Origin of the sequence: Streptomyces sp. NPDC057428, from assembly GCF_042803195.1 — a bacterium.
Lineage (GTDB): Bacteria > Actinomycetota > Actinomycetes > Streptomycetales > Streptomycetaceae > Streptomyces.
In genome coordinates this window covers 96,567-119,475 of record NZ_JBHVCT010000008.1, presented here as the reverse complement: position 1 = coordinate 119,475, position 22,909 = coordinate 96,567, and the positions used below count along the sequence as shown (strand labels likewise).

Annotated in this window: 15 protein-coding genes; 12 read left to right on the top strand and 3 right to left on the bottom strand. The window is 70.0% G+C overall.

Features of this window, described 5'->3' with window-relative positions:
* Positions 1 to 105: 105 nt before the first annotated feature.
* The 11 genes from ACFU5K_RS05595 to ACFU5K_RS05545 all read left to right on the top strand — a co-directional run bounded on the left by ACFU5K_RS05595 (position 106) and on the right by ACFU5K_RS05545 (position 15,237).
* Positions 106 to 5,535, top strand: a complete 5,430-nt coding sequence (locus ACFU5K_RS05595; RefSeq protein ID WP_384057225.1) for a HAMP domain-containing protein — start codon at positions 106 to 108, stop codon at positions 5,533 to 5,535.
* Between the two features lie 243 nt (positions 5,536 to 5,778).
* Positions 5,779 to 6,459 carry a two-component system response regulator gene (locus ACFU5K_RS05590; protein WP_384057222.1) on the top strand — a complete coding sequence of 227 codons (681 nt, stop codon included), beginning with the start codon at positions 5,779 to 5,781 and terminating at the stop codon, positions 6,457 to 6,459.
* A 109-nt stretch (positions 6,460 to 6,568) separates the two neighbouring features.
* Complete coding sequence (locus ACFU5K_RS05585) at positions 6,569 to 9,346, top strand: DNA translocase FtsK (RefSeq protein ID WP_384057220.1); 2,778 nt, start codon at positions 6,569 to 6,571, stop codon at positions 9,344 to 9,346.
* A gap of 212 nt (positions 9,347 to 9,558) precedes the next feature.
* Positions 9,559 to 10,359 carry a helix-turn-helix domain-containing protein gene (locus tag ACFU5K_RS05580; RefSeq protein WP_384057217.1) on the top strand — a complete coding sequence of 267 codons (801 nt, stop codon included), beginning with the start codon at positions 9,559 to 9,561 and terminating at the stop codon, positions 10,357 to 10,359.
* 184 nt (positions 10,360 to 10,543) lie between these two features.
* The gene (gene rimO, locus ACFU5K_RS05575; RefSeq protein WP_384057215.1) at positions 10,544 to 12,022 is read left to right on the top strand and encodes a 30S ribosomal protein S12 methylthiotransferase RimO; all 1,479 of its coding nucleotides are present in this window, start codon (positions 10,544 to 10,546) and stop codon (positions 12,020 to 12,022) included.
* Positions 12,019 to 12,822: a CDP-diacylglycerol--glycerol-3-phosphate 3-phosphatidyltransferase gene (pgsA, locus tag ACFU5K_RS05570; RefSeq protein ID WP_384057212.1), complete on the top strand. Its 804-nt coding sequence runs from the start codon at positions 12,019 to 12,021 to the stop codon at positions 12,820 to 12,822. The genes rimO and pgsA overlap by 4 nt, the downstream gene beginning before the upstream one ends.
* Positions 12,819 to 13,331 (top strand): CinA family protein, encoded by a 513-nt coding sequence (locus ACFU5K_RS05565; protein ID WP_384057210.1) that lies wholly within the window; start codon positions 12,819 to 12,821, stop codon positions 13,329 to 13,331. Before pgsA ends, ACFU5K_RS05565 begins: the two co-directional genes overlap by 4 nt.
* A 109-nt stretch (positions 13,332 to 13,440) precedes the next feature.
* Positions 13,441 to 13,815 carry a helix-turn-helix domain-containing protein gene (locus tag ACFU5K_RS05560; RefSeq protein ID WP_384057207.1) on the top strand — a complete coding sequence of 125 codons (375 nt, stop codon included), beginning with the start codon at positions 13,441 to 13,443 and terminating at the stop codon, positions 13,813 to 13,815.
* 214 nt (positions 13,816 to 14,029) lie between these two features.
* Positions 14,030 to 14,500: a Dps family protein gene (locus ACFU5K_RS05555; RefSeq protein WP_384057204.1), complete on the top strand. Its 471-nt coding sequence runs from the start codon at positions 14,030 to 14,032 to the stop codon at positions 14,498 to 14,500.
* Positions 14,501 to 14,525: 25 nt separating this feature from the next.
* On the top strand, positions 14,526 to 14,714 hold the full coding sequence (locus ACFU5K_RS05550; protein WP_384057202.1) for a CsbD family protein: 189 nt from the start codon (positions 14,526 to 14,528) through the stop codon (positions 14,712 to 14,714).
* A 250-nt stretch (positions 14,715 to 14,964) separates the two neighbouring features.
* Complete coding sequence (locus ACFU5K_RS05545) at positions 14,965 to 15,237, top strand: hypothetical protein (RefSeq protein ID WP_384057200.1); 273 nt, start codon at positions 14,965 to 14,967, stop codon at positions 15,235 to 15,237.
* A 72-nt stretch (positions 15,238 to 15,309) separates the two neighbouring features.
* On the opposite strand, the gene ACFU5K_RS05540 is transcribed toward ACFU5K_RS05545, so the two are convergent.
* The 3 genes from ACFU5K_RS05540 to ACFU5K_RS05530 all read right to left on the bottom strand — a co-directional run bounded on the left by ACFU5K_RS05540 (position 15,310) and on the right by ACFU5K_RS05530 (position 21,941).
* Positions 15,310 to 15,867 carry a DUF3291 domain-containing protein gene (locus tag ACFU5K_RS05540; protein WP_384057197.1) on the bottom strand — a complete coding sequence of 186 codons (558 nt, stop codon included), beginning with the start codon at positions 15,865 to 15,867 and terminating at the stop codon, positions 15,310 to 15,312.
* A gap of 461 nt (positions 15,868 to 16,328) precedes the next feature.
* Positions 16,329 to 17,150, bottom strand: coding sequence for an Fpg/Nei family DNA glycosylase (locus ACFU5K_RS05535; RefSeq protein WP_384057195.1), 822 nt, complete (start codon positions 17,148 to 17,150; stop codon positions 16,329 to 16,331).
* A 90-nt stretch (positions 17,151 to 17,240) separates the two neighbouring features.
* Positions 17,241 to 21,941, bottom strand: a complete 4,701-nt coding sequence (locus ACFU5K_RS05530; RefSeq protein ID WP_384057193.1) for a DEAD/DEAH box helicase — start codon at positions 21,939 to 21,941, stop codon at positions 17,241 to 17,243.
* A gap of 101 nt (positions 21,942 to 22,042) precedes the next feature.
* On the opposite strand from ACFU5K_RS05530, the gene ACFU5K_RS05525 reads away from it, so the two are divergent.
* Positions 22,043 to 22,906, top strand: coding sequence for an AraC family transcriptional regulator (locus tag ACFU5K_RS05525; protein ID WP_384057190.1), 864 nt, complete (start codon positions 22,043 to 22,045; stop codon positions 22,904 to 22,906).
* The last annotated feature ends 3 nt before the right edge of the window (positions 22,907 to 22,909 follow it).

Sequence of the window (22,909 nt, the reverse complement as noted above, 5' to 3'; positions counted from 1 at the left end):
TCCAAAAACGGCCCGAGCGATACGGTCAACCCCTGCGGGAGGGACACGGTGGAGTCTGGCGTGGCGGCGCAGAGCTCAGGAACGCGGACAAGAGGCGGGCAGCCCGTGAAAAAGCAGCGCAATGGAACCATCGACGTGGACGCGGCAGCTCTGAACAGACTGCTCGCGGCACTCGTGGCGATGCGTGACGGCAACTTTCGCAGGCGGCTCACCGTCTCCGGTGACGGTGTGCTCACGGAGATCGCGGCGGTCTTCAACGAGGTGGCCGACCGCAATCTGCACCTGACGGGCGAGCTGGCCCGCGTGCGGCGTGTGGTCGGGCGCGAGGGCAAGCTCACCGAGCGCCTGGAGACCGGGGCCTGCGAGGGCTCGTGGGCTGCGGCCATCGACGCGTCCAACGAGCTCGTCGACGACCTTGCGCGACCGGTCTCCGAGGTCGGACGGGTGCTCTCCGCGGTCGCCGACGGTGATCTCGACCAGCGGATGGAGCTGCGTACCCACGCGGCCGACGAGACGGTGCGTCCGCTGCGAGGCGAGTTCCTGAAGGTCGCCCGCACGGTCAACAACCTGGTCGACCAGCTCTCCGCGTTCACCGAGCAGGTGACCCGGGTCGCCGTCGAGGTCGGTACCGAGGGCAAGCTCGGCGGCCAGGCCCAGGTGCGTGGCATGTCCGGATCCTGGAAGGACCTCACCGACTCCGTCAACACCATGGCGTACCGGCTGACCGCCCAGGTGCGTGACATCGCCCTGGTGACGACGGCGGTGGCCAAGGGCGATCTCTCGCGCAAGGTCACCGTCCATGTGGCCGGTGAGATGCTCCAGCTCAAGAACACCGTCAACACGATGGTCGACCAGTTGTCGTCGTTCTCCTCGGAGGTGACCCGGGTCGCCCGTGAGGTGGGCACCGAGGGTGAGCTGGGCGGACAGGCGACCGTGCCGGGGGTCGCCGGGGTCTGGAAGGACCTGACCGACTCCGTCAACACGATGGCCGGGAACCTCACGTCCCAGGTACGCGGGATCGCCGAGGTGACGACGGCGGTCGCCAGCGGCGATCTGTCGCAGAAGGTCACGGTGAGTGCCCGCGGCGAGGTCGCGCAGCTCGCCGAGACGATCAACCAGATGACCGAGACGCTGCGTACCTTCGCCGACGAGGTGACGCGCGTGGCGAGCGAGGTCGGGGGCGAGGGGCTGCTCGGCGGGCAGGCCCAGGTGCCCGGCGCCGCCGGAACCTGGAAGGACCTCACCGACTCGGTCAACACGGTCTTCCGGAACCTGACGACCCAGGTGCGCGACATCGCGCAGGTGACCACCGCGGTGGCCAGCGGTGACATGACGCAGAAGGTCACGGTGGACGTGGCCGGCGAGATGCTGGAGCTGAAGAACACCGTCAACACGATGGTGGACCAGCTCCAGGCCTTCGGTTCGGAGGTGACCCGGGTCGCCCGGGAGGTCGGCGTCGAGGGCCGGCTCGGCGGACAGGCCGAGGTCCCCGGGGCCGCGGGGACGTGGAAGGACCTCACCGACTCGGTGAACACCGCCTTCCGCAACCTCACCGGCCAGGTGCGCGATATCGCCCAGGTGACGACGGCCGTGGCCAACGGCGATCTCTCGCAGAAGGTCACCGTGGACGTGGCCGGCGAGATGCTGGAGCTGAAGAACACCGTCAACACGATGGTGGCGCAGCTGTCCAACTTCGCCGACCAGGTGACCCGGATGGCGCGCGACGTGGGCACGGAGGGCCGGCTCGGCGGCCAGGCGCGCGTCGACGGTGTCTCCGGGACGTGGAAGGAGCTCACCGACTCCGTCAACTTCATGGCCGGCAACCTCACCTCCCAGGTGCGTCAGATCGCCCAGGTGACGACGGCCGTGGCGCGGGGTGACCTGTCGCAGAAGATCGACGTGGACGCCCGGGGCGAGATCCTGGAGCTGAAGAACACCATCAACACGATGGTCGACCAGCTCTCGGCGTTCGCCGACCAGGTGACGCGGGTGGCCCGCGAGGTGGGCACGGACGGCCGTCTCGGCGGTCAGGCGCAGGTGCCAGGTGTGGCCGGTGTGTGGCGTGACCTGACGGACTCGGTGAACGGCATGGCCGGGAACCTCACGGCCCAGGTGCGCAACATCGCCCAGGTCGCCACGGCCGTGGCGCGGGGTGACCTGTCGCAGAAGATCGACGTGGACGCCCGGGGCGAGATCCTGGAGCTGAAGAACACCCTCAACACGATGGTCGACCAGCTCTCGAACTTCGCGGAGCAGGTGACTCGGGTCGCCCGTGAGGTGGGCACGGAGGGCATTCTCGGAGGCCAGGCGGAGGTGCAGGGGGTCTCCGGTACGTGGAAGGACCTCACTCAGTCCGTCAACGGCATGGCGAACAACCTGACCCTGCAGGTGCGCAACATCGCCGAGGTCACCACCGCGGTCGCGAAGGGTGACCTCTCCAAGAAGATCACCGTCGACGCCAAGGGCGAGATCCTCGAGCTGGTGACGACGGTCAACACGATGGTCGACCAGCTGCTCAACTTCGCCGACGAGGTGACGCGGGTCGCCCGTGAGGTGGGCACGGAGGGCATCCTCGGCGGCCAGGCGCGGGTGCGGGGCGCGACGGGCATCTGGAAGGACCTCAGCGACAACGTCAACCTGATGGCCAACAACCTCACCAGTCAGGTGCGGAACATCTCCCGGGTCTCGTCGGCCGTGGCCAACGGCGACCTGACGAAGAAGGTGACCGTCGAAGCGCGGGGCGAGGTCGCCGAGCTCGCCGACACCGTCAACACGATGGTGACGACCCTGTCCTCGTTCGCGGACGAGGTCACCCGGGTGGCGCGCGAGGTGGGCACCGAGGGCGAACTGGGCGGCCAGGCACGCGTCCCTGGTGTTTCGGGAACCTGGAAGGACCTGACCGAGTCGGTGAACTCGATGGCCTCCAACCTGACCGGGCAGGTGCGGCAGATCGCCACGGTCACCACGGCCATCGCCAAGGGCGACCTCACCAAGAAGATCGACATCGACGCGCGGGGTGAGATCCAGGAGCTGAAGAACACCATCAACACGATGGTCGACCAGCTCTCCTCGTTCGCCGAGCAGGTCACCCGGGTGGCGCGAGAGGTGGGTACCGAGGGCCAGCTGGGCGGGCAGGCCCGTGTCCGGGACGTCGACGGCACATGGCGCGACCTGACCGAGTCGGTGAACGAGATGGCCGGGAACCTGACCCGTCAGGTGCGCGCCATCGCGGCCGTCGCCACGGCGGTGACCCGCGGCGATCTGAACCTCAAGATCGACGTCGACGCGGCCGGTGAGATCCAGGTGCTGCAGGACAACATCAACACGATGATCGCCAACCTGCGCGACACGACCCTCGCCAACAAGGAGCAGGACTGGCTCAAGGGCAACCTCGCACGCATCTCCGGCCTGATGCAGGGCCGCCGCGATCTGGACGACGTCGCCTCGCTCATCATGAGCGAGCTGACTCCCGTCGTCTCGGCCCAGCACGGCGCCTTCTTCCTCGCGATGACCACGGGTGAGGCGGACGAGGTCGGATCCGACAGCGGCAAGGACAACTCGTACGAGCTCCGCATGCGAGGCAGTTACGGCTACTCGGCGGGTTCGATGCCGACCTCCTTCCGGCCCGGCGAGACACTCATCGGGACGGCGGCCGAGGAGAAGCGGACGATCCAGGTGGACAACGTGCCGCCGGGTTACCTGAAGATCTCCTCCGGCCTCGGCGAGGCACCGCCCGCGCACGTGATCGTGCTACCCGTGCTCTTCGAGGGCCAGGTGCTCGGCGTCATCGAACTGGCCTCCTTCCAGCCGTTCACGCACATCCAGCGGGACTTCCTCAACCAGCTCGCCGAGATGATCGCCACGAGCGTCAACACCATCAGCGTCAACACGAAGACCGAGAAGCTCCTTGAGCAGTCCCAGGAGCTGACCGAGCAACTCAGGGACCGCTCCCAGGAGCTGGAGAACCGGCAGAAGGCACTCCAGGCGTCCAACGCCGAACTCGAGGAGAAGGCCGAGCTGCTGGCGCAGCAGAACCGTGACATCGAGGTGAAGAACACCGAGATCGAGGAGGCGCGGCAGGTCCTGGAGGAGCGCGCCGAGCAGCTGGCCGTCTCGATGCGCTACAAGTCCGAGTTCCTCGCCAACATGTCGCACGAGCTGCGCACACCGCTCAACTCGCTGCTCATCCTCGCGAAACTCCTCGCCGACAACGCCGAGGGCAATCTCTCGCCGAAGCAGGTGGAGTTCGCCGAGACGATCCACGGCGCGGGCTCCGACCTGCTCCAGCTGATCAACGACATCCTGGACCTGTCCAAGGTCGAGGCGGGCAAGATGGACGTCAGCCCGACCCGGATCGCCCTGGTCCAGCTGGTCGACTACGTCGAGGCGACGTTCCGGCCGCTCACCGCGGAGAAGGGACTCGACTTCTCCGTGCGGGTCTCCCCGGAACTGCCCGCCACACTGCACACGGACGAGCAGAGGCTGCTCCAGGTGCTGCGCAACCTCCTGTCGAACGCGGTGAAGTTCACCGACAGCGGGGCCGTCGAGCTGGTGATCAGGCCGGCCGGGGCGGACGTGCCGGACTCCATCAGGGAGCACCTGCTGGAAGCCGGCTCGCTGCGGGACGCCGACGGTGACCTCATCGCGTTCTCGGTGACGGACACCGGGATCGGTATCGCGTCGAGCAAGATGCTGGTGATCTTCGAGGCGTTCAAGCAGGCGGACGGCACGACCAGCCGGAAGTACGGGGGCACGGGCCTCGGCCTCTCCATCAGCCGGGAGATCGCCCGGCTGCTCGGCGGCGAGATCCACGCGGCGAGCGAACCCGGACGGGGTTCGACCTTCACGCTCTACCTTCCGCTGCACCCGAGCGAGTTGCCTCCGCAGGGCTACCCGCAGACGGTGCCCGGGCCGATCGAGGCACGCGGGGGTCCGGCCGACGAGGTCCTGCGTGTGGAGGCCTCGCAGCCCGGCACCGAGCAGCCGCTCGGCGATCCGGCCAACTCCGCCGGGGTGTTCCGGCGCAGGCGCAAGGCGCTGGGAGGCGCTACGCAGCGCCCGGCTCTGGCGAACGGCAGGACCGGCGAGGAGGCGGCGACGCCGGAGGAGTGGGTGCAGGGCCCGCAGGAGAACCAGGAGCCTCGCGGGACGTTCCGGTTCCAGGGCGAGAAGGTGCTGATCGTCGATGATGACATCCGCAACGTCTTCGCCCTCACCAGCGTGCTGGAGCAGCACGGGCTTTCGGTGCTGTACGCGGAGAACGGGCGTGAGGGGATCGAGGTCCTCGAGCAACACGACGATGTGACGATCGTTCTGATGGACATCATGATGCCCGAGATGGACGGTTATGCCACGACCACGGCGATCCGGAGGATGCCGCAGTTCGCCGGCCTGCCGATCGTCGCGCTGACCGCCAAGGCGATGAAGGGCGACCGTGAGAAGGCGATCGACTGCGGGGCCTCCGACTACGTGACCAAGCCGGTGGATTCCGATCACCTGCTGTCGGTGATGGAGACGTGGATGCGCGGCGAGTGACGGGACGGGGACCGGCTCCCCGGTATCCGTCGTCGACTCCTCCCCGAGGGGTGTGGGCGAGCGGATTCCGGGGAACTTTCTGGTCTTCGACCGCGTTCTCGCTGTGTGCACAGTGACATCGCGGTGACAGGGTGTGGTGATGGGCGGGGTGCAGCTACCATGACCGGCACAAGGACGGACGGCGTAAGGGAGTCGTCCCCTGGGGCGGAACCCGGTGCGATGCCGGGGCGAGGAGGGCGGGCCATGGTGCAGAAGGCCAAGATCCTCCTGGTCGATGACCGGCCGGAGAATCTGCTGGCGCTGGAGGCCATCCTCTCTGCGCTCGATCAGACGCTGGTGAGGGCATCGTCAGGGGAGGAAGCGCTCAAGGCGCTGCTCACGGACGATTTCGCGGTCATTCTGCTGGATGTGCAGATGCCCGGGATGGACGGATTCGAGACGGCTGCGCACATCAAGCGGCGGGAGCGGACCCGGGACATCCCGATCATCTTCCTGACGGCGATCAACCACGGTCCGCACCACACCTTCCGGGGTTACGCGGCGGGTGCGGTGGACTACATCTCGAAGCCGTTCGACCCCTGGGTGCTCCGCGCCAAGGTCTCGGTCTTCGTCGAGCTCTACATGAAGAACTGCCAGCTGCGCGAGCAGGCGGCGCTGCTGCGGATCCAGCTCGAGGGCGGCGCGCACCAGGGCGCCGACGAGAAGGAGCCGGCCGGACTTCTCGCCGAGCTCTCCGCGCGGCTCGCCGCCGTCGAGGAGCAGGCCGAGGCGCTCTCCAAGCAGTTGGACGACGAATCGGCGGACGCCGCCGCCGTGGCGACCGCCGCTCATCTGGAGCGCAAGCTCACCGGGCTGCGCCGTGCGCTGGACGCGCTCGAACCCGGTACGGGCGGATCCAGCACCGCACTGCCCACCCAGAGCTGACCTGCGGAGGCTGACTGCGCGTCAGCCGGGCGCCGGTGCAAGGCGACACGGACGGGTGAAGCGGTAGGCACACGTGTCCACCGACGTCGACACCGGTAACCTCAGTCACATGGCCTCACGTACGTCCGGCAAGGGTTCCCTGGGCACGGCGGGCACCGCGAAGCGCGCCGGCGGTACCCAGGGACCGGCGAAGAGAGCCGCGCCAGTCAAGAAGGCGGCGGCGAAGAAGACGGTGCCCGCGAAGAAGGCCCCCGCCAGAAAGGCGGCGGCGAAGAGGCCCGCGCCCAAGCCCGCACCGTCACCCACCGGCGGCCTGTACCGGCTCGTCCGCGCGCTCTGGCTCGGCACGGCGCACGGCGTGGGCGCGGTTTTCCGCTCCATAGGGCGCGGTGCGAAGGGACTTGACCCCGCACACCGCAAGGACGGTCTCGCCCTCCTGCTCCTCGGACTCGCGCTCGTCGTGGCCGCGGGCACCTGGTCGCATCTCAAGGGGCCCGTCGGCGACCTGGTCGAGATGCTCGTCACCGGCGCGTTCGGGCGGCTCGACCTGCTGGTTCCCATACTGCTGGGCGCCGTCGCCGTACGGCTGATCCTCTATCCCGAGAAGCCCGAGGCCAACGGCCGTATCGTGATCGGGCTCTCGGCCCTCGTCGTCGGAGTGCTCGGGCAGGTCCACATCGCCTGCGGTTCGCCCGGCCGTGAGGACGGCACCGCCGCGATGCAGGACGCGGGCGGGCTGATCGGCTGGGCCGCTTCCCAGCCGCTCGTCTTCACGATGGGCGAGGTCCTCGCCGTCCCTTTGCTCCTCCTCCTGACCGTCTTCGGGCTCCTGGTCGTCACCGCCACCCCGGTCAACGCCATCCCGCGGCGTCTGCGCCAGCTCGGCGTGCGACTCGGCGTCCTCGACCCGGTGTACGTACCCGGCGAGGAGGAGGGGAGCGACGACGAGCGGTACGACGAGCAGTGGCGCGACGGGCTTCCCGAGCGCACGCGGAAGGCCGTGCGAGGTCCGGAGAACGACGCCGACTACGACCCGGACACCGCCGAGGGGCAGGCCCTGGCCAAGCGCCGCCGTCCGCGCAGGCACTCGGCCCAGCCCGCCATGAACCGCGGCATGGACGCCGTCGACGTGGCAGCCGCCGCCGCTGCAGCCCTGGACGGGGCGGTGCTCAACGGCATGCCGCCCTCCCCGGTCGTCGCCGACCTGACCCACGGCGTCTCCACGGACCGTGACCGTGAGCGGACCGGCACTCCCGTTCCCGGAGCGCGGGCCGCCGAGAAGGCATCCGCCGACAGGGAGGGCGCCCGGAAGCCGGGCTCGGCCGGCGGGGCCGTACCCGATCTGACCAAGCCTGTTCCCGAACGCACCGGGGCACTGCCGGCGCGCGCCGAGCAGCTGCGGCTCTCCGGCGACATCACCTACTCCCTGCCCTCGCTCGATCTCCTGGAGCGCGGGGGTCCCGGCAAGACGCGCAGTGCCGCCAACGACGCCGTGGTCGCATCGCTGACCAACGTCTTCACGGAGTTCAAGGTCGACGCCGCCGTCACCGGCTTCACGCGAGGCCCGACGGTGACCCGCTACGAGGTGGAGCTCGGCCCGGCCGTCAAGGTCGAGCGGATCACCGCCCTCACCAAGAACATCGCCTACGCCGTCGCCAGCCCGGACGTCCGCATCATCTCGCCCATCCCGGGCAAGTCCGCCGTGGGCATCGAGATCCCCAACTCGGACCGGGAGATGGTCAATCTCGGCGATGTCCTGCGCCTCGCGGACGCCGCCGAGGACGACCACCCCATGCTCGTCGCGCTCGGCAAGAACGTCGAGGGCGGTTACGAGATGGCCAACCTGGCGAAGATGCCGCACGTCCTGGTGGCCGGAGCAACGGGCTCCGGAAAGTCCTCGTGCATCAACTGCCTGATCACCTCGGTCATGGTTCGGGCCACACCGGAGGACGTCCGGATGGTGCTCGTCGACCCCAAGCGTGTCGAGCTCACCGCATACGAGGGCATTCCCCACCTCATCACGCCCATCATCACCAACCCGAAGAAGGCCGCCGAGGCGCTGCAATGGGTCGTGCGGGAGATGGACCTCCGCTACGACGACCTCGCGGCGTACGGCTACCGGCACATCGACGACTTCAACCACGCCGTGCGCACCGGCAAGGCGAAGGCGCCCGAGGGGAGCGAGCGCGAGCTCTCGCCCTACCCGTACCTGCTGGTCATCGTCGACGAGCTCGCCGACCTCATGATGGTCGCCCCCCGTGACGTGGAGGACTCCATCGTCCGCATCACCCAACTGGCGCGTGCCGCCGGCATCCATCTGGTGCTCGCCACGCAGCGTCCCTCGGTCGACGTCGTCACCGGTCTGATCAAGGCGAACGTGCCCTCCCGGCTCGCCTTCGCGACCTCGTCGCTCGCGGACAGCCGGGTCATCCTCGACCAGCCCGGCGCCGAAAAGCTCATCGGAAAGGGTGACGGACTGTTCCTGCCCATGGGGGCGAACAAGCCGACCCGGATGCAGGGCGCCTTCGTCACCGAGGACGAGGTCGCGGCAGTCGTGAAGCACTGCAAGGATCAGATGGCGCCGGTCTTCCGCGACGACGTCACGGTCGGCACGAAACAGAAGAAGGAGATCGACGAGGACATCGGCGACGACCTCGATCTGCTCTGCCAGGCGGCCGAACTGGTCGTCTCCACGCAGTTCGGCTCGACCTCGATGCTCCAGCGCAAGCTCCGGGTGGGTTTCGCGAAGGCCGGCCGGCTGATGGACCTCATGGAGTCACGCAACATCGTGGGTCCCAGCGAGGGTTCCAAGGCGCGCGATGTCATGGTTAAGCCTGACGAACTCGACGGGGTGTTGGCCGTCATTCGTGGGGAAACCGCTTCGTAAGAGTTTTGCGGGCAACCGTTTCGCCCGGTCGTACGTCAAGTTGAAGGAGGAGCAGAGGGATGATCCGTACTGTGCTCCACCCACTGCTCTGCCCAAGGGACTGCCGGGCGAATCCGATGGCGTACAAAGCCGTCCCTCCCGGTTGCCCCACCCTTTCGCGCCACCCCTAGACTGGACATCCAGCAGGTGGCTCACGCTCGAAAGGCGCCCCCGTGTCCATCGGCAACTCCCCCGAAGACGACCGGCCTTCCATCGGTCGCGCGCTTCATCAGGCTCGTATCGCCGCAGGTCTGACGGTCGAGGAAGTCAGCAGCTCCACCCGGGTGCGCATCCCCATCGTGCACGCGATCGAGGAGGACGACTTCTCGCGCAGCGGCGGCGACGTCTATGCACGCGGCCATATCCGTATGCTCGCCCGCGCCGTCGGGCTCGACCCCGATCCGATGATCGAGCAGTTCGACGCCGAGCACGGTGGCCGCCCCGCGCCCACCCCCGCGGCGCCTCTGTTCGAGGCGGAGCGGATCCGGTCCGAACCCCGTCGGCCCAACTGGACCGCGGCGATGGTGGCCGCGATCGTCGCCGTGGTCGGCTTCGTCGGCTTCACGCTCTTCAACGGCGACGACGAGGGTTCGGGCGCGGCGCAGGTCGCCGAAGGCTCCGCCCCCGACAAGACCACTGCCAAGCCCACCCCGTCCAAGCCCTCCGACCCCAAGCCCGCCCCCTCCGAAAGCGCCATCGCCGCCGCTCCGCGGGACAAGGTGACGGTCAAGCTGAGCGCCACCGAGGGCAAGAGCTGGATCTCCGCCAAGGACCACAACGGTCGCCTCCTGTTCGACGGGCTGCTGCTCGAGGGCGACTCCAAGACCTTCCAGGACAAGGAGCGGGTCGATCTCGTCCTCGGTGACGCCGGCGCGATCGAGCTGTTCGTGAACGGCAAGAAGGTCGACGACCAGTTCGAGCAGGGCCAGGTCGAACGGCTCTCGTACACCAAGGGTGACCCCGAGGTCGGCTGACCTCTCCACCCCGCGTCCGTCACATCGGTGGGTGTCCGGCAATCGTGCCGGACACCCACCGTTGTCTTTTCCACCGCGAGACGCGTCGTGTCACGCACGGTCCAGGCCGCCCCGGTATCGTCACTGTGTGTATCGGCAACCCTGCACGGCAGGGCGGGTGCGGGGACAAAGTAGTCTTGAGCCCATGCCCGAACGCCGTACCGTCGCCCTTGTCACTCTCGGCTGCGCCCGTAACGAGGTGGACTCGGAGGAGCTTGCAGGCCGCTTGGCAGCGGACGGCTGGGAGCTCGTCGAGAACGCCACGGACGCGGATGTCGCCGTCGTCAACACCTGTGGATTCGTCGAGGCCGCCAAGAAGGACTCCGTCGACGCCCTTCTCGAAGCCAATGACCTGAAGGATCACGGCAGAACCCAGGCCGTCGTGGCCGTCGGCTGCATGGCCGAGCGCTACGGCAAGGATCTCGCCGAGGCGCTGCCGGAAGCTGACGGAGTACTCGGCTTCGACGACTACGCCGACATCTCCGACCGCCTGCAGACCATCCTCAACGGCGGGATCCACGCCTCCCACACCCCGCGCGACCGGCGCAAGCTGCTGCCCATCAGCCCGGCCGAGCGGCAGGACAGTGCCGTCGCGCTGCCCGGCCACGCCCAGGAGGCCGCGCCGCCCCCCGCCGACCTGCCGGACGGCGTCGCACCCGTCTCCGGTCCGAGGGCCCCGCTGCGCCGCAGGCTGGGGACCAGCCCCGTCGCCTCCGTGAAGCTGGCGTCGGGCTGCGACCGGCGCTGCACGTTCTGCGCCATCCCGTCCTTCCGCGGGTCGTTCATCTCGCGTCGTCCCTCCGACGTCCTGGGGGAGACGCGCTGGCTCGCCGAGCAGGGCGTCAAGGAGGTCATGCTCGTCTCCGAGAACAACACCTCGTACGGCAAGGACCTCGGTGACATCAGGCTTCTGGAGACACTGCTGCCCGAGCTCGCCGACGTCGACGGGATCGAGCGGATCCGCGTCAGCTACCTGCAGCCCGCGGAGATGCGGCCGGGGCTGATCGACGTACTGACGTCCACGCCCAAGGTCGCCCCCTACTTCGATCTCTCCTTCCAGCACTCCGCCCCCGGGGTGCTGCGTGCGATGCGCCGGTTCGGCGATACGGACCGCTTCCTCGAGCTCCTGGACACCATCCGGAGCAAGGCGCCCCAGGCGGGCGCCCGGTCCAACTTCATCGTGGGCTTCCCAGGTGAGACCGAGGCCGATCTCGCCGAGCTGGAACGCTTCCTCACCGGCGCCCGCCTGGACGCCATCGGCGTCTTCGGATACTCCGACGAGGAGGGCACCGAGGCCGTCGGCTACGAGAACAAGCTGGACGCGGACGTCATCGCGGAGCGCCTCGCGCACATTTCGCAGCTGGCTGAGGAGCTGACCTCGCAGCGGGCCGAGGAGCGGGTCGGCGAGACCCTTCAGGTGCTCGTCGAGTCGGTCGGGTCGGAGGAGGACGGGCCGGTCGCGGTGGGCCGCGCGGCGCATCAGGCACCTGAAACGGACGGCCAGGTCATCTTCACCGCACGCGAAGGGCTCGTGCCGGGCCGTATGGTCGAAGCGAAGGCAGTGGGCAGCGAGGGAGTGGACCTCGTGGCCGAACACCACGAGCTTGTGGAGGCAGCCAGATGACGGAAGCCCCGGCATCCGCGGCAGGCGGCTCCGGCGCGACGCCGGCGCACCGCGGCGGCAAGCTGGGCGCGGCGGCCGTCAACCAGGCCGGCCTGTGGAACATCGCGAACATCCTCACCATGGTGCGGCTGCTGCTCGTGCCGGGGTTCGTCGTACTCCTCCTGCACGACGGCGGCTACGACCCGGCCTGGCGTTCGTTCGCCTGGGCTGCTTTCGCCATCGCCATGATCACGGATGTCTTCGACGGTCACCTGGCCCGCACGTACAACCTGGTCACCGATTTCGGGAAGATCGCCGACCCCATCGCGGACAAGGCGATCATGGGTGCGGCTCTGATCAGCCTGTCGTCGCTGGGGGACCTGCCGTGGTGGATCACCGGTGTGATCCTCTTCCGTGAGCTGGGGATCACCCTCATGCGTTTCTGGGTCATCCGGCACTCGGTGATCCCAGCCAGTCGCGGCGGCAAGATGAAGACCCTGGCCCAGGGCATCGCCGTGGGGATGTACGTACTGGCGCTGACCGGTCCCCTGGCGACCTTGCGCTTCTGGGTGATGATGGCCGCCGTGGTGCTCACGGTCGTCACCGGCCTCGACTACGTACGCCAGGCCTTCGTACTGCGCAGGCTGGGGCTCACGGCGGAGCACGCGGCCGCCATGGAGGCTGTCGCGGTGGCGGCGGACGACGCAGCCCGGGGCGTCTGTGCCACGGACGACCTCGCGCCCCGCGCCGCGGCGCCCGCCGTGGAGCCGCTCGGCGAGCCGGTCGTGGGCGGCCGCGGCGCCGCCGAGGCCGACCGGTGACCTCCGGCGCGGCACAGGTGCTGCGGCGGCTCGAGGAGCGCGGTGAGACGCTCGGGGTCGCCGAGTCCCTCACCGGCGGCCTCGTGGCCGCGGAGCTGACCGCGGTGCCTGGAGCCTCACGGACCTTCCGCGGGTCCGTGACGGCCTACGCCACGCCCCTGAAGCGTGACGTGCTGGGCGTCGACGGGGCGCTCCTCGACGAGCGGGGTGCGGTGGACCCGGACGTCGCACAGGCCATGGCCGTCGGAGTGCGCCGGGTCCTGGGCGCGGACTGGGGGGTGTCGACCACGGGTGTCGCGGGCCCAGAGCCCCAGGACGGCAAGGCGGTGGGAACCGTCTTCCTGGCCGTCTCCGGGCCGGCGGGCGTACGGAAAGTCGCCGAGCTGAGGTTGAACGGAGGGCGGGCGGACATCCGTAGAGAGAGTGTGCGGACCCTGCTCGAGCTGCTCTCCGGCGAACTCGGCGAAAATGCGAGGGCACAGGATACGGAACAGATCGGGGGGAATTGATGTTTGCAGCCCTGAGTGAACACGACATCGCTCCCCGCACGGCCGCAGCGCGAGGCGGTACGGTGGGGCGTGAAGGATGCGGCTACGCGGTCCGAGGAGGGAGCCACCGATGATTCTGCTCCGTCGCCTGCTTGGTGACGTGCTGCGTCGGCAGCGCCAGCGCCAAGGCCGTACTCTGCGCGAAGTCTCCTCGTCCGCCCGAGTCTCGCTCGGCTATCTCTCCGAGGTGGAGCGGGGGCAGAAGGAGGCATCCTCCGAACTGCTCTCCGCCATTTGCGACGCGCTGGACGTACGGATGTCCGAGCTCATGCGTGAAGTGAGCGATGAACTGTCGTTGGCCGAGCTCGCCGAGTCGGCTGCGGCCACTGATGCGATGGCTGCGCCGGTGCGCCCGATGCTGAACGCCGTCTCCGTCGCCGGAGTACCCGCGGGACGGGTGACGATCAAGGCGCCGGCCGAAGCGGTGGGTGTCGCCGCCGCCTGACCGGCGCGATTCACGTGCACGAAGGCCCCGGCCGACCCGCAAAGGGTCGGCCGGGGCCTTTCGCGTACCGGTGTGTGCGTGGCCTCTCCCGGGGCAGGCGCGGAGTGAGCCCGGAAGGCGGCTTTCGGGAACGGCTACCAAAATGACCGTTTCGCAATATATGTGGCATCGTGGACGAATAGTACGCCGAACAGCTATCTGAACGGAGAAGTGGATGTCTGTCGTCAAGAGCGCACTGTCCGAGGGTGACCGCAAGGTCGTCGGTGACGCGCTGCAGGGTGCGCTGGTCGACCTCGTCGACCTCTCCCTCGTGGCCAAGCAGGTCCACTGGAATGTGGTCGGCCCGCGCTTCCGTTCCGTGCACCTCCAGCTCGACGAGGTCGTGGACACGGCGCGACAGCACTCGGACACGGTGGCGGAGCGGGCTTCCGCGGTCGGCGTCAACCCTGACGGCCGCTCCCGGACGCTCGCAAAGACCACCGCCATCGACGCCGTCCCCGAGGGATGGATCAAGGACGTGGACGCCGTACGCGTGCTCGTCGACGCCCTGCGGGTGGTCATCGACCGCATGCGGGAGCGTATCGAGGCGACCGACGTACCCGACCCCATCAGCCAGGACATCCTGATCACACTCACAGCGGATCTTGAGAAGCATGCCTGGATGTTCCAGGCCGAGAGTGCCTGAGCTCGACATCGAGGAAGGAATCGCCGTGACGGACAAGAAGGCAATGGACAAGCTCAAGGGCAAGGCGAAGGAAGCCGCCGGGAAGGTCACCGGAGACCGCCGCAAGGAGACCGAGGGCAAGTCCGACCAGGCCAAGGCCAAGGCAGAAGGTGCCCTGGGCAGGGTGGGGGAGCGCGCCAAGGGTGTGAAGGACTCCCTGGGCGACGACAAATAGCACAGGACGCCCACGCGGTGTGCCCCCGAGGAACCACGTTCCCGGGGGCACCGGCACGTCAGGAACAGGCCGCGGGATGCAGTCGGCGTCTCCCCGGGGGAAACTGCGGGGGAGGGCCGTGGTCCGCCGCTCCCCACGACCTGGGACAGCGCGCGGGGGCGCTGTCTGCCCGCCCCGCACGCCTGCGACGCACCGGGGCGCCCTCCCGAAGCGGATCAAGCCGTACTAGCGTCGGCCGGAGGAGGCAGCCATGGTGCGGCGATGGGTGCCCGTGATCGTCCTCGGCGGCCTGTGGTGGTGGGCGGTGCTCCGCCTCCTCCTCGAACCGGAGCAGGCCGGACTGATCGAGGGCGCGGTCGCGGCCGGGGGATGGGGACTCAGCCTTCTGCCGGTCCATGTGACCGCTGATGCGCGGCCGGGTCGGGCTTCGGGCGAGCCGCGAACCTCTATATCCGCCCCGCCTCCGACCACGGACCGTCCGCAGCGCAGACGGCGGTCCGTTCTGAAGCGGAGGGCTCCGTAGATCCTTCGGAGTTGACTGCTGAGCCTGTGTCGAGGCGGTCGGCAGTTGAATCCAGTCGTTCAGGCTTCTGTGTCAGCGAACGTGATCGATGTTCGGCCCGATGCCTTTGATCCTGGTCGGAGTTCCGTCCGGGGCGAACGGGTGGTGGAAGGTGAAGGCGCGCGGCGCGGAGCCGTGGTCGTGGAGATGCTCCAGCCTTGAAACCCCTTCCCGCCAGGTGGGTATCACGCCGTCGGAGACCCACCAGAACACGTAATTCGGGTGCTCTGTCCTCTCGAACCAGTCGTAACGCCTGTTCAGCGCCTCACGGTGCAGGCCGGTGTAGATGGCGTCGAAGGCGGGGTGCAGGCCGGTCCAGAGTGAGAGGGTCGCGGCCAGGGCGGTGGTTTCCACCGTATGGCCCTTGCTGTACCAGGCAGGTGCGGCGAACTGTCCCCATGCGCCCCAGTCCGCCCCGAAGAGCGAGCCGCGGTCACCGTCTGCCGCTTCGGCACGCGCGAGGTACCCGGGGTGCCGGCTGATCCTCCGGTAGACGGCCTCACCGGTGTCGTAGAACTCGCGCGTGAGAGGCGTGGGATCGGCGGGAGGCGACTTCAGGACGCCGAATGTGTACAGAGCAAGATGGGACATGCGTCTCTCCCTGGTCGCGGGGGTGCCTGGTGTGGCCCCGGTGCGGTGGCTCACGTGCGGGGACGAGGGGTCGTGCGGCGGGACCTGATCATCCCGTCGCGGGTGGCTCCGCCTGGAGGAACTCCTGTGAGGCCGTGAGCGATTACCGAAGACCAGGTGAAGGTAGCCGCCTCTGCCGGTCATGTCGAAGTTGCGCTTTCCTCGCCCAAGTGGCCTCTCGTACCGGTCATCGCGGAGGCTGGGGCGGGGCAGGCCGCGGGGTGCCGGCGATCCACTTCGGCCGATCGGTTCGTCCGCTCGAAGACCGTCAACGCTGCGGCCGTCCCGCCTCGTCCGCGCCGCTGCGGGCCGCCGAGGTCCGGGCATCGGCCGGCTGCCTGCCGGGAGTGAGTACGGCTTTCACACCGCTCGTGCCCGGAACCGGCCCGCCAGGCCGGCGGCGTGAACAGCCCCCGAGGGACTCACCGCGCCGACCACCGAGCGGTGGGCCCGGGCTGGCAGTGGGGGCACCAGTAGACGGGCCGATCAGCGCGCTCCGCCTTGCGGATGGGCGTACGACAGCGCAGACAGGGCCGTCCGCCCCGGCCGTAGACGAAAAGACGCTCGCGCACCCCGCCGCGCGACACAGCGGCGACCGCGCCCGTCGTGGTCCGCGTGGGACGGTCGCGATTGGCCTCCAGGAGTTGCTTGGCCGTGCCGACCAGACGAGTGGCCAGGGGCTGCGGGATCTCGCCCATCGGGAGCCACGGCGTCACACGGGCCATGAAGCAGAGCTCGCACATGTAGACGTTGCCGATGCCCGCGAGGTTGCGCTGGTCCAGGAGGGCCTCACCCACGGGACGTACCGGGTCCGCGAGCAGGTTGTGCAGCGCTGTCTCCGGGTTCCAGTCGGGCCCCAGCAGATCAGGACCGAGATGGCCGACGGCCTTGTCCTCGTCGGCGGTACGGAGCAGCTCAAGGACAGGCAGACGGTAGCCGACGGCGGTGTGTTCCGCCGTCGCCAGTACGGCGCGGATCTGGTGCGCCGGACCACCCCGCCAGCGCTCGCCGGGGTCATAGATCCGCCAGGCGCCGTCCATCCGCAGATGGCTGTGGAGGGTGAAGCCCCCCTCGAAGCGGGCGAGCAGGTGCTTGCCGCGCGAGATGACGCCCAGGACGCTCCGGCCTGTCAGATCTGACGTCGCGAACCGGGGGACCCGCAGATCGAACCGGGTCAGCGCGTGACCTGCCAGGGCGCTGTCGAGACGCCGGGCGGCCTGCAGGACGGTGTCACCTTCGGGCATGACTCCATGATGCGGGCCAGGCCCCGTGCACGGTCCGGCCGGCGTCGTCGCGCCGTGTCGGCGGACAGGCGCAGGACTCGCGGCGTGGAGTCACGCGCGCAGGCGCAGCCCTCGCGGCGTGGCAAGGAAGCCGGCGGCCTCCAGGGTGCGGCCCAGCGGTGACGTCAGCGAGGAAGCGCCGTTGGTCCGCTCCACAGTGACCGTGCCGAGCGTCCCGGCGCGGGCCGCCGAAGCCAGCGCCTCGGCCGCCGCGCGGAGTGCGGGGTCGGCCGGATCGGAGGGCCATGCGAGGAGGGACTTGCCGCCACGCTCCACGTAGAGCGTCAGCTCGCCGTCGACGAGGACGACCAGTGCCCCGGCCTTGCGGCCCGGCTTGTGACCCGCGCCGTCCGGCGACTCGGGCCACGGCAGGGCGGCGCCGTACGCGTTGGCGGGGTCGGCCGCCGCGAGGACCAGGGCGCGGGAGGCGGTGCCCGGGTCCGCCCGGTCGCGCGCCGTCGACGCCGCCCTGAGCCGGTCCACGGCGCCGTCCATCGCGAACTGGGCAGCTCCCAGGCCCTCGACGACGTAACCGCGGCGGGCCTGCCCGCTGTCCTCGAAGGCGGCGAGGATGCGGTAGACCGCCGAGAACCCGCCCTCGACACCCTCGGCCTGCACGGCACCCCTGGTCACCACGCCGTGGCGGTCCAGGAGCGTCCGGGCCAGGGCGTGCGCGCGGGGGGTCGGTTCGGGCTCGGCCGGAGGCAGGAGCGACCACCGCCCCGACACGGTCGGCGGCCCCGTACGGGACGCGGGACGGGCTGCGGCGGTCAGTGACCCGTAGCGCCCGCGCGGCACATTGCGCTTCGCCCGGTGCGCGGTGGAACCCGCCGTGCGGCCGGAGCCGAGGAGCGAGCGCAGGGGGGCGAGGGTGTCGTTGGTGAGACGCCCCGACCAGACCAGGTCCCAGAGTGCGTCGGCCAGTTGCGGATCGGTGCAGTCCGGATGGGTGGTGGCACGGACCTGGTCGGCGATCTGCCGGAAGAACAGCCCGTATCCGCCGGAAAGGACGGTGAGTACGGATTCGTGCAGCGCGGTCTGCTCCAACGGGTGGGGAGGCGGCAGGAGCAGGGGTGCGCTGTCGGCGAGGTACAGAGACAGCCAGCCGTCCTTGCCGGGGAGGGCGCCCGCTCCCGCCCACACGATCTCGCCGGTGGTGGTGAGCTCGTCGAGCAGGGCGGGGGTGTATCCCGGGACCCGGCTCGGCAGGATCAGTTTCTCCAGGGCGGACGCGGGGACCGGGGCGCCCTGCAACTGTTCGATGGCGCGGGCCAGTCCGTCGATCCCGCGCAGGCTGTTGTCGCCGATGTGCTGCCACTGGGGGAGGAAGCCGGCCAGGGCCGCGGGCGGAACCGGCTCCAGCTCCTGGCGGAGCGCGGCGAGCGATCGCCGGCGCAGCCTCCGCAGGACCGTCGCGTCGCACCACTCCTGGCCGATTCCGGCCGGGTGGAACTCCCCCTGGACGACTCTGCCGGATGCGGCGAGCCGCTGGAGCGCCCCGTCCGTGACAGCGGTGCCCAGGCCGAAGCGGTGCGCCGCCTGCGTGGCGGTGAACGGGCCGTGCGTACGGGCGTAACGGGCGAGGAGGTCGCCGAGTGGATCCTTGACCGGCTCGGTGAACGCCTCGGGTACGCCCACGGGGAGAGCGGTGCCGAGCGCATCACGCAGTCGCCCCGCGTCCTCGACGGCTGCCCAGTGAGGAGCGCCGCCGATCCGGACCTGGATGGCCCGCCTGGCCGTCTCCAGCGCCGGTGCCCACGTCGATTCCGCTCCGCGCTCGGCGAGTTCGGCGTCGGTGAGGGGACCGAGGACGCGCAGGAGATCGGCGACGCCCTCGGCGTCCTTGATCTTCCTGTCGTCCGTCAGCCACTGCAGCTCACGCTCCAGTTCGCCCAGGACTTCGGCGTCGAGCAGCTCGCGCAGTTCGGCCTGACCGAGCAGTTCGGCCAGGAGGTGGGAGTCGAGCGAGAGGGCCGCCGCCCGGCGCTCGGCGAGGGGTGAGTCACCCTCGTACAGGAACTGCGCGACGTAGCCGAAGAGGAGCGAGCGGGCGAACGGGGACGGCTCGGGTGTGGTCACCTCGACCAGGCGGACACGCCGGGCCTCCAGGTCGCCCATCAGCTCGGTGAGACCCGGCACGTCGAAGACGTCCTGCAGGCACTCGCGGACGGCTTCGAGGACGATCGGGAACGAGCCGAACTCCGAAGCCACCTGGAGCAGTTGCGACGCGCGCTGGCGCTGCTGCCACAGGGGGGTGCGCTTTCCGGGACTGCGCCTGGGGAGCAGCAGCGCACGCGCTGCGCACTCGCGGAACCGGGAGGCGAACAGGGCGGACCCACCGACCTGGTCGGTCACGAGCTGACTGATCTCCCCCTTGTCGAAGACCACGTCGGCGGCCGCTACGGGCGGCTGGTCGCTGTCGTACCCCGCGGCGGGGAAAGCCATGCCCTGACCGTCGGCGCCACCGCCGCTCCCGCCGGCTCGGGCGGGGTCGAAGTCGAGGAGGTCGAGGCCCATCAGATCGGCGTCGGGCAGCCGCAGGACGATGCCGTCGTCCGCGTGCATGACCTGCGCGTCCATGCCGTAGCGCTCGCCGAGCCGGGCGGACAGGGCCAGCGCCCAGGGGGCGTGCACCTGGGCGCCGAACGGCGAGTGCACCACGACGCGCCAGTCGCCCAGCTCGTCCCGGAACCTCTCGACGAGGACGGTCCGGTCGTCCGGGACATGGCCGCAGGCACGGCGCTGCTCGTCCAGGTACGACAGGATGTTGTCCGCCGCCCACGCGTCGAGACCCGCGGCGAGCAACCGGAGCCTGGCGTCCTCGCCGGACAGCGCGCCGATCTCCCGGAGGAACGCGCCCAGGGCACGGCCCAGTTCCAGCGGACGGCCCAGCTGGTCGCCCTTCCAGAACGGCAGCCGTCCGGGAACCCCGGGAGCCGGGGAGACCAGTACCCGGTCCCTGGTGATGTCCTCGATCCGCCAGGACGTGGTGCCCAGTGTGAAGACGTCGCCGACCCGGGACTCGTAGACCATCTCCTCGTCGAGTTCACCGACGCGTCCGCCGCCCTTCTTCGGATCGGCGCCCGCCAGGAACACCCCGAAGAGCCCTCGGTCGGGAATCGTGCCGCCCGAGGTGACCGCCAGCCGCTGGGCGCCCGGGCGCCCGGTGACCGTCCCCGCGACGCGGTCCCACACCACCCGCGGGCGGAGTTCGGCGAAGGCGTCGGAGGGGTAGCGCCCGGCGAGCATGTCGAGCACCGCGGTGAACGCCGACTCGGGGAGCGACGCGAAAGGGGCCGCCCGGCGGGCGAGGGCCAGCAGGTCGTCGGCCTGCCAGCTGTCGAGCGCCACCATAGCGACGATCTGCTGGGCGAGCACGTCCAGCGGGTTGGAAGGGATCCGGAGGGACTCGATGGCTCCCTCGCGCATGCGCTCCGTGACGACGGCGGCCTGCACGAGATCGCCGCGGTACTTGGGGAAGACCACACCGGTGGACACCGCCCCGACCTGGTGACCGGCCCGTCCCACGCGCTGCAGACCCGAGGCGACGGACGGCGGCGACTCGACCTGGATCACCAGGTCGACCGCGCCCATGTCGATGCCCAGCTCCAGGCTCGATGTGGCGACCACGGCGGGCAGCCTGCCCGCCTTGAGGTCCTCCTCGACCTGGGAACGCTGCTCCTTGGACACCGATCCGTGGTGTGCGCGGGCGAGCAGGGCGGGCGCTCCCCTGGCCGCCCCCGACTGAGCCATGATCTCGGCGGGGGAGTGGGCCTCGGGCAACGGGCCGACGCTCGCCGAGGGCTCCTCGAAGGCGGTGCCCGTCGCGCGCTCGTAGGCGATCTCGTTGAGCCGGTTGCACAGTCGCTCTGCCAGCCGCCGGGAGTTGGCGAAGATGATCGTGGAGCGGTGCGACTGCACGAGATCCGCGATCCGCTCCTCGACGTGCGGCCAGATGGACGGCTTCTCGGCCTGCCCGCCCTCGTCGCCCGTGGCGGGAGAGCCGCTCAGCTCGCCCAGATCCTCCACCGGGACCACGACGGACAGATCGAACTCCTTGGCGGAGGGCGGCTGGACGATCTCCACCTTCCGCTGCGGCGACAGGAACCGGGCCACCTCGTCGACCGGCCTGACCGTCGCCGACAGGCCGATCCGTCGCGCGGGCCTCGGCAGCAGCTCGTCCAGACGCTCCAGGGACACGGCGAGGTGTGCCCCGCGCTTGGTCCCCGCCACGGCGTGCACCTCGTCGATGATCACCGTCTCGATCCCGGCGAGCGCCTCGCGGGCCGAGGAGGTGAGCATCAGGAACAGCGACTCCGGGGTGGTGATCAGGATGTCCGGGGGCCTCGTCGCCATCGAGCGGCGCTCGGCCGGAGGGGTGTCGCCGGAACGGATCCCCACCCGCACCTGCGGCTCCGGCAGGCCCAGACGCACGGACTCCTGGCGGATTCCGGTCAGCGGCGACCGCAGATTGCGTTCCACGTCGACCGCGAGCGCCTTCATCGGCGACACGTAGAGCACGCGGCAGCGCTTCTTCGCCTCGGCGGGCGGCGGGACGGCCGCCAGCTGGTCCAGGGAGGCGAGAAAGGCGGCGAGCGTTTTGCCCGATCCGGTCGGGGCGACGACCAGCACGTCCGAACCCTCGCCGATCGCCCGCCAAGCACCCTCCTGCGCCGCGGTGGGCGCGTCGAAAGCACCCGCGAACCAGCCGCGGGTCGCGGGTGAGAACGAGTCGAGTGCTGAACCGGCCATGCCCCCCATCGTGCACCCCGGCACCGACAACGGCCGGTGGACGATCCTGGCGCTCACCTTCACGGCTGCCGTCCACCGCTGGGACCTGCGAGGATACGGACATGGCAGAGGCGCGGACCACGCAGGAATGGGCGAGGCACTGGCAGTACGCGGAGCTGCCGGACCTCGACCTGCTGCGTGCCAGGTACGTCCGCCACGCCTTTCCGCGTCACAGCCACGAGGGCTACGTCCTCGCCGCCGTCACCAGCGGCGTGGAGGACATAGGACTCCCCGGCGGCAGCCTGCGAGCGGGGCCCGGCACCGTGGTCATGATCAATCCCGAGGTGCCGCACACCGCGCGCGCCGGAGTGGCCGAGGGATGGGTGTACGCCACGCTCTACCCCTCCGCGCAGGTGATCAACGACATCGCCGCCGACGTGGCCGGCCTGCGCGGCACGGTCCGCTTCGCAGAGGCCGGTGTACGCGACCCGCACGCCTCCCGGCTGATCACCGAGGTCCACAGGGCCGCCGAGGAGGGCAACGCGCTGGCCGCCGACAGCGTCCTGCGCGTGCTGGTCGCCGGGCTGCTCGACCGGCACGGCAGCGTGCTGCCGACCAGGGCGCCGCACTGTGCCGGTGCCTGTGACGCCGCCCGCGCCCGCGCCGTGCTGGAGGAGCGGATGGAACGGCCACCGACCCTCGGGGCACTCGCCTCCGAACTCGGCACCAGCCCCTTCGCACTCCTTCGGGCCTTCAGGAAGCGGTACGGGATGCCCCCGCACACCTGGCTCACCGACGCCAGGGTGCGCCGTGCGCGGCGCATACTCGACGCCGGATCCGCGCCGGCGGACGCAGCGGCCGCAGTCGGCTTCACCGACCAGCCCCACCTCAACCGGCACTTCACCCGGATCGTCGGAGTGCCCCCGGGGGCCTACCGGCGAGAGCGCGCAAGAACGTACAAGACCGGCGGGGATCCCTCCCCGTAGCGT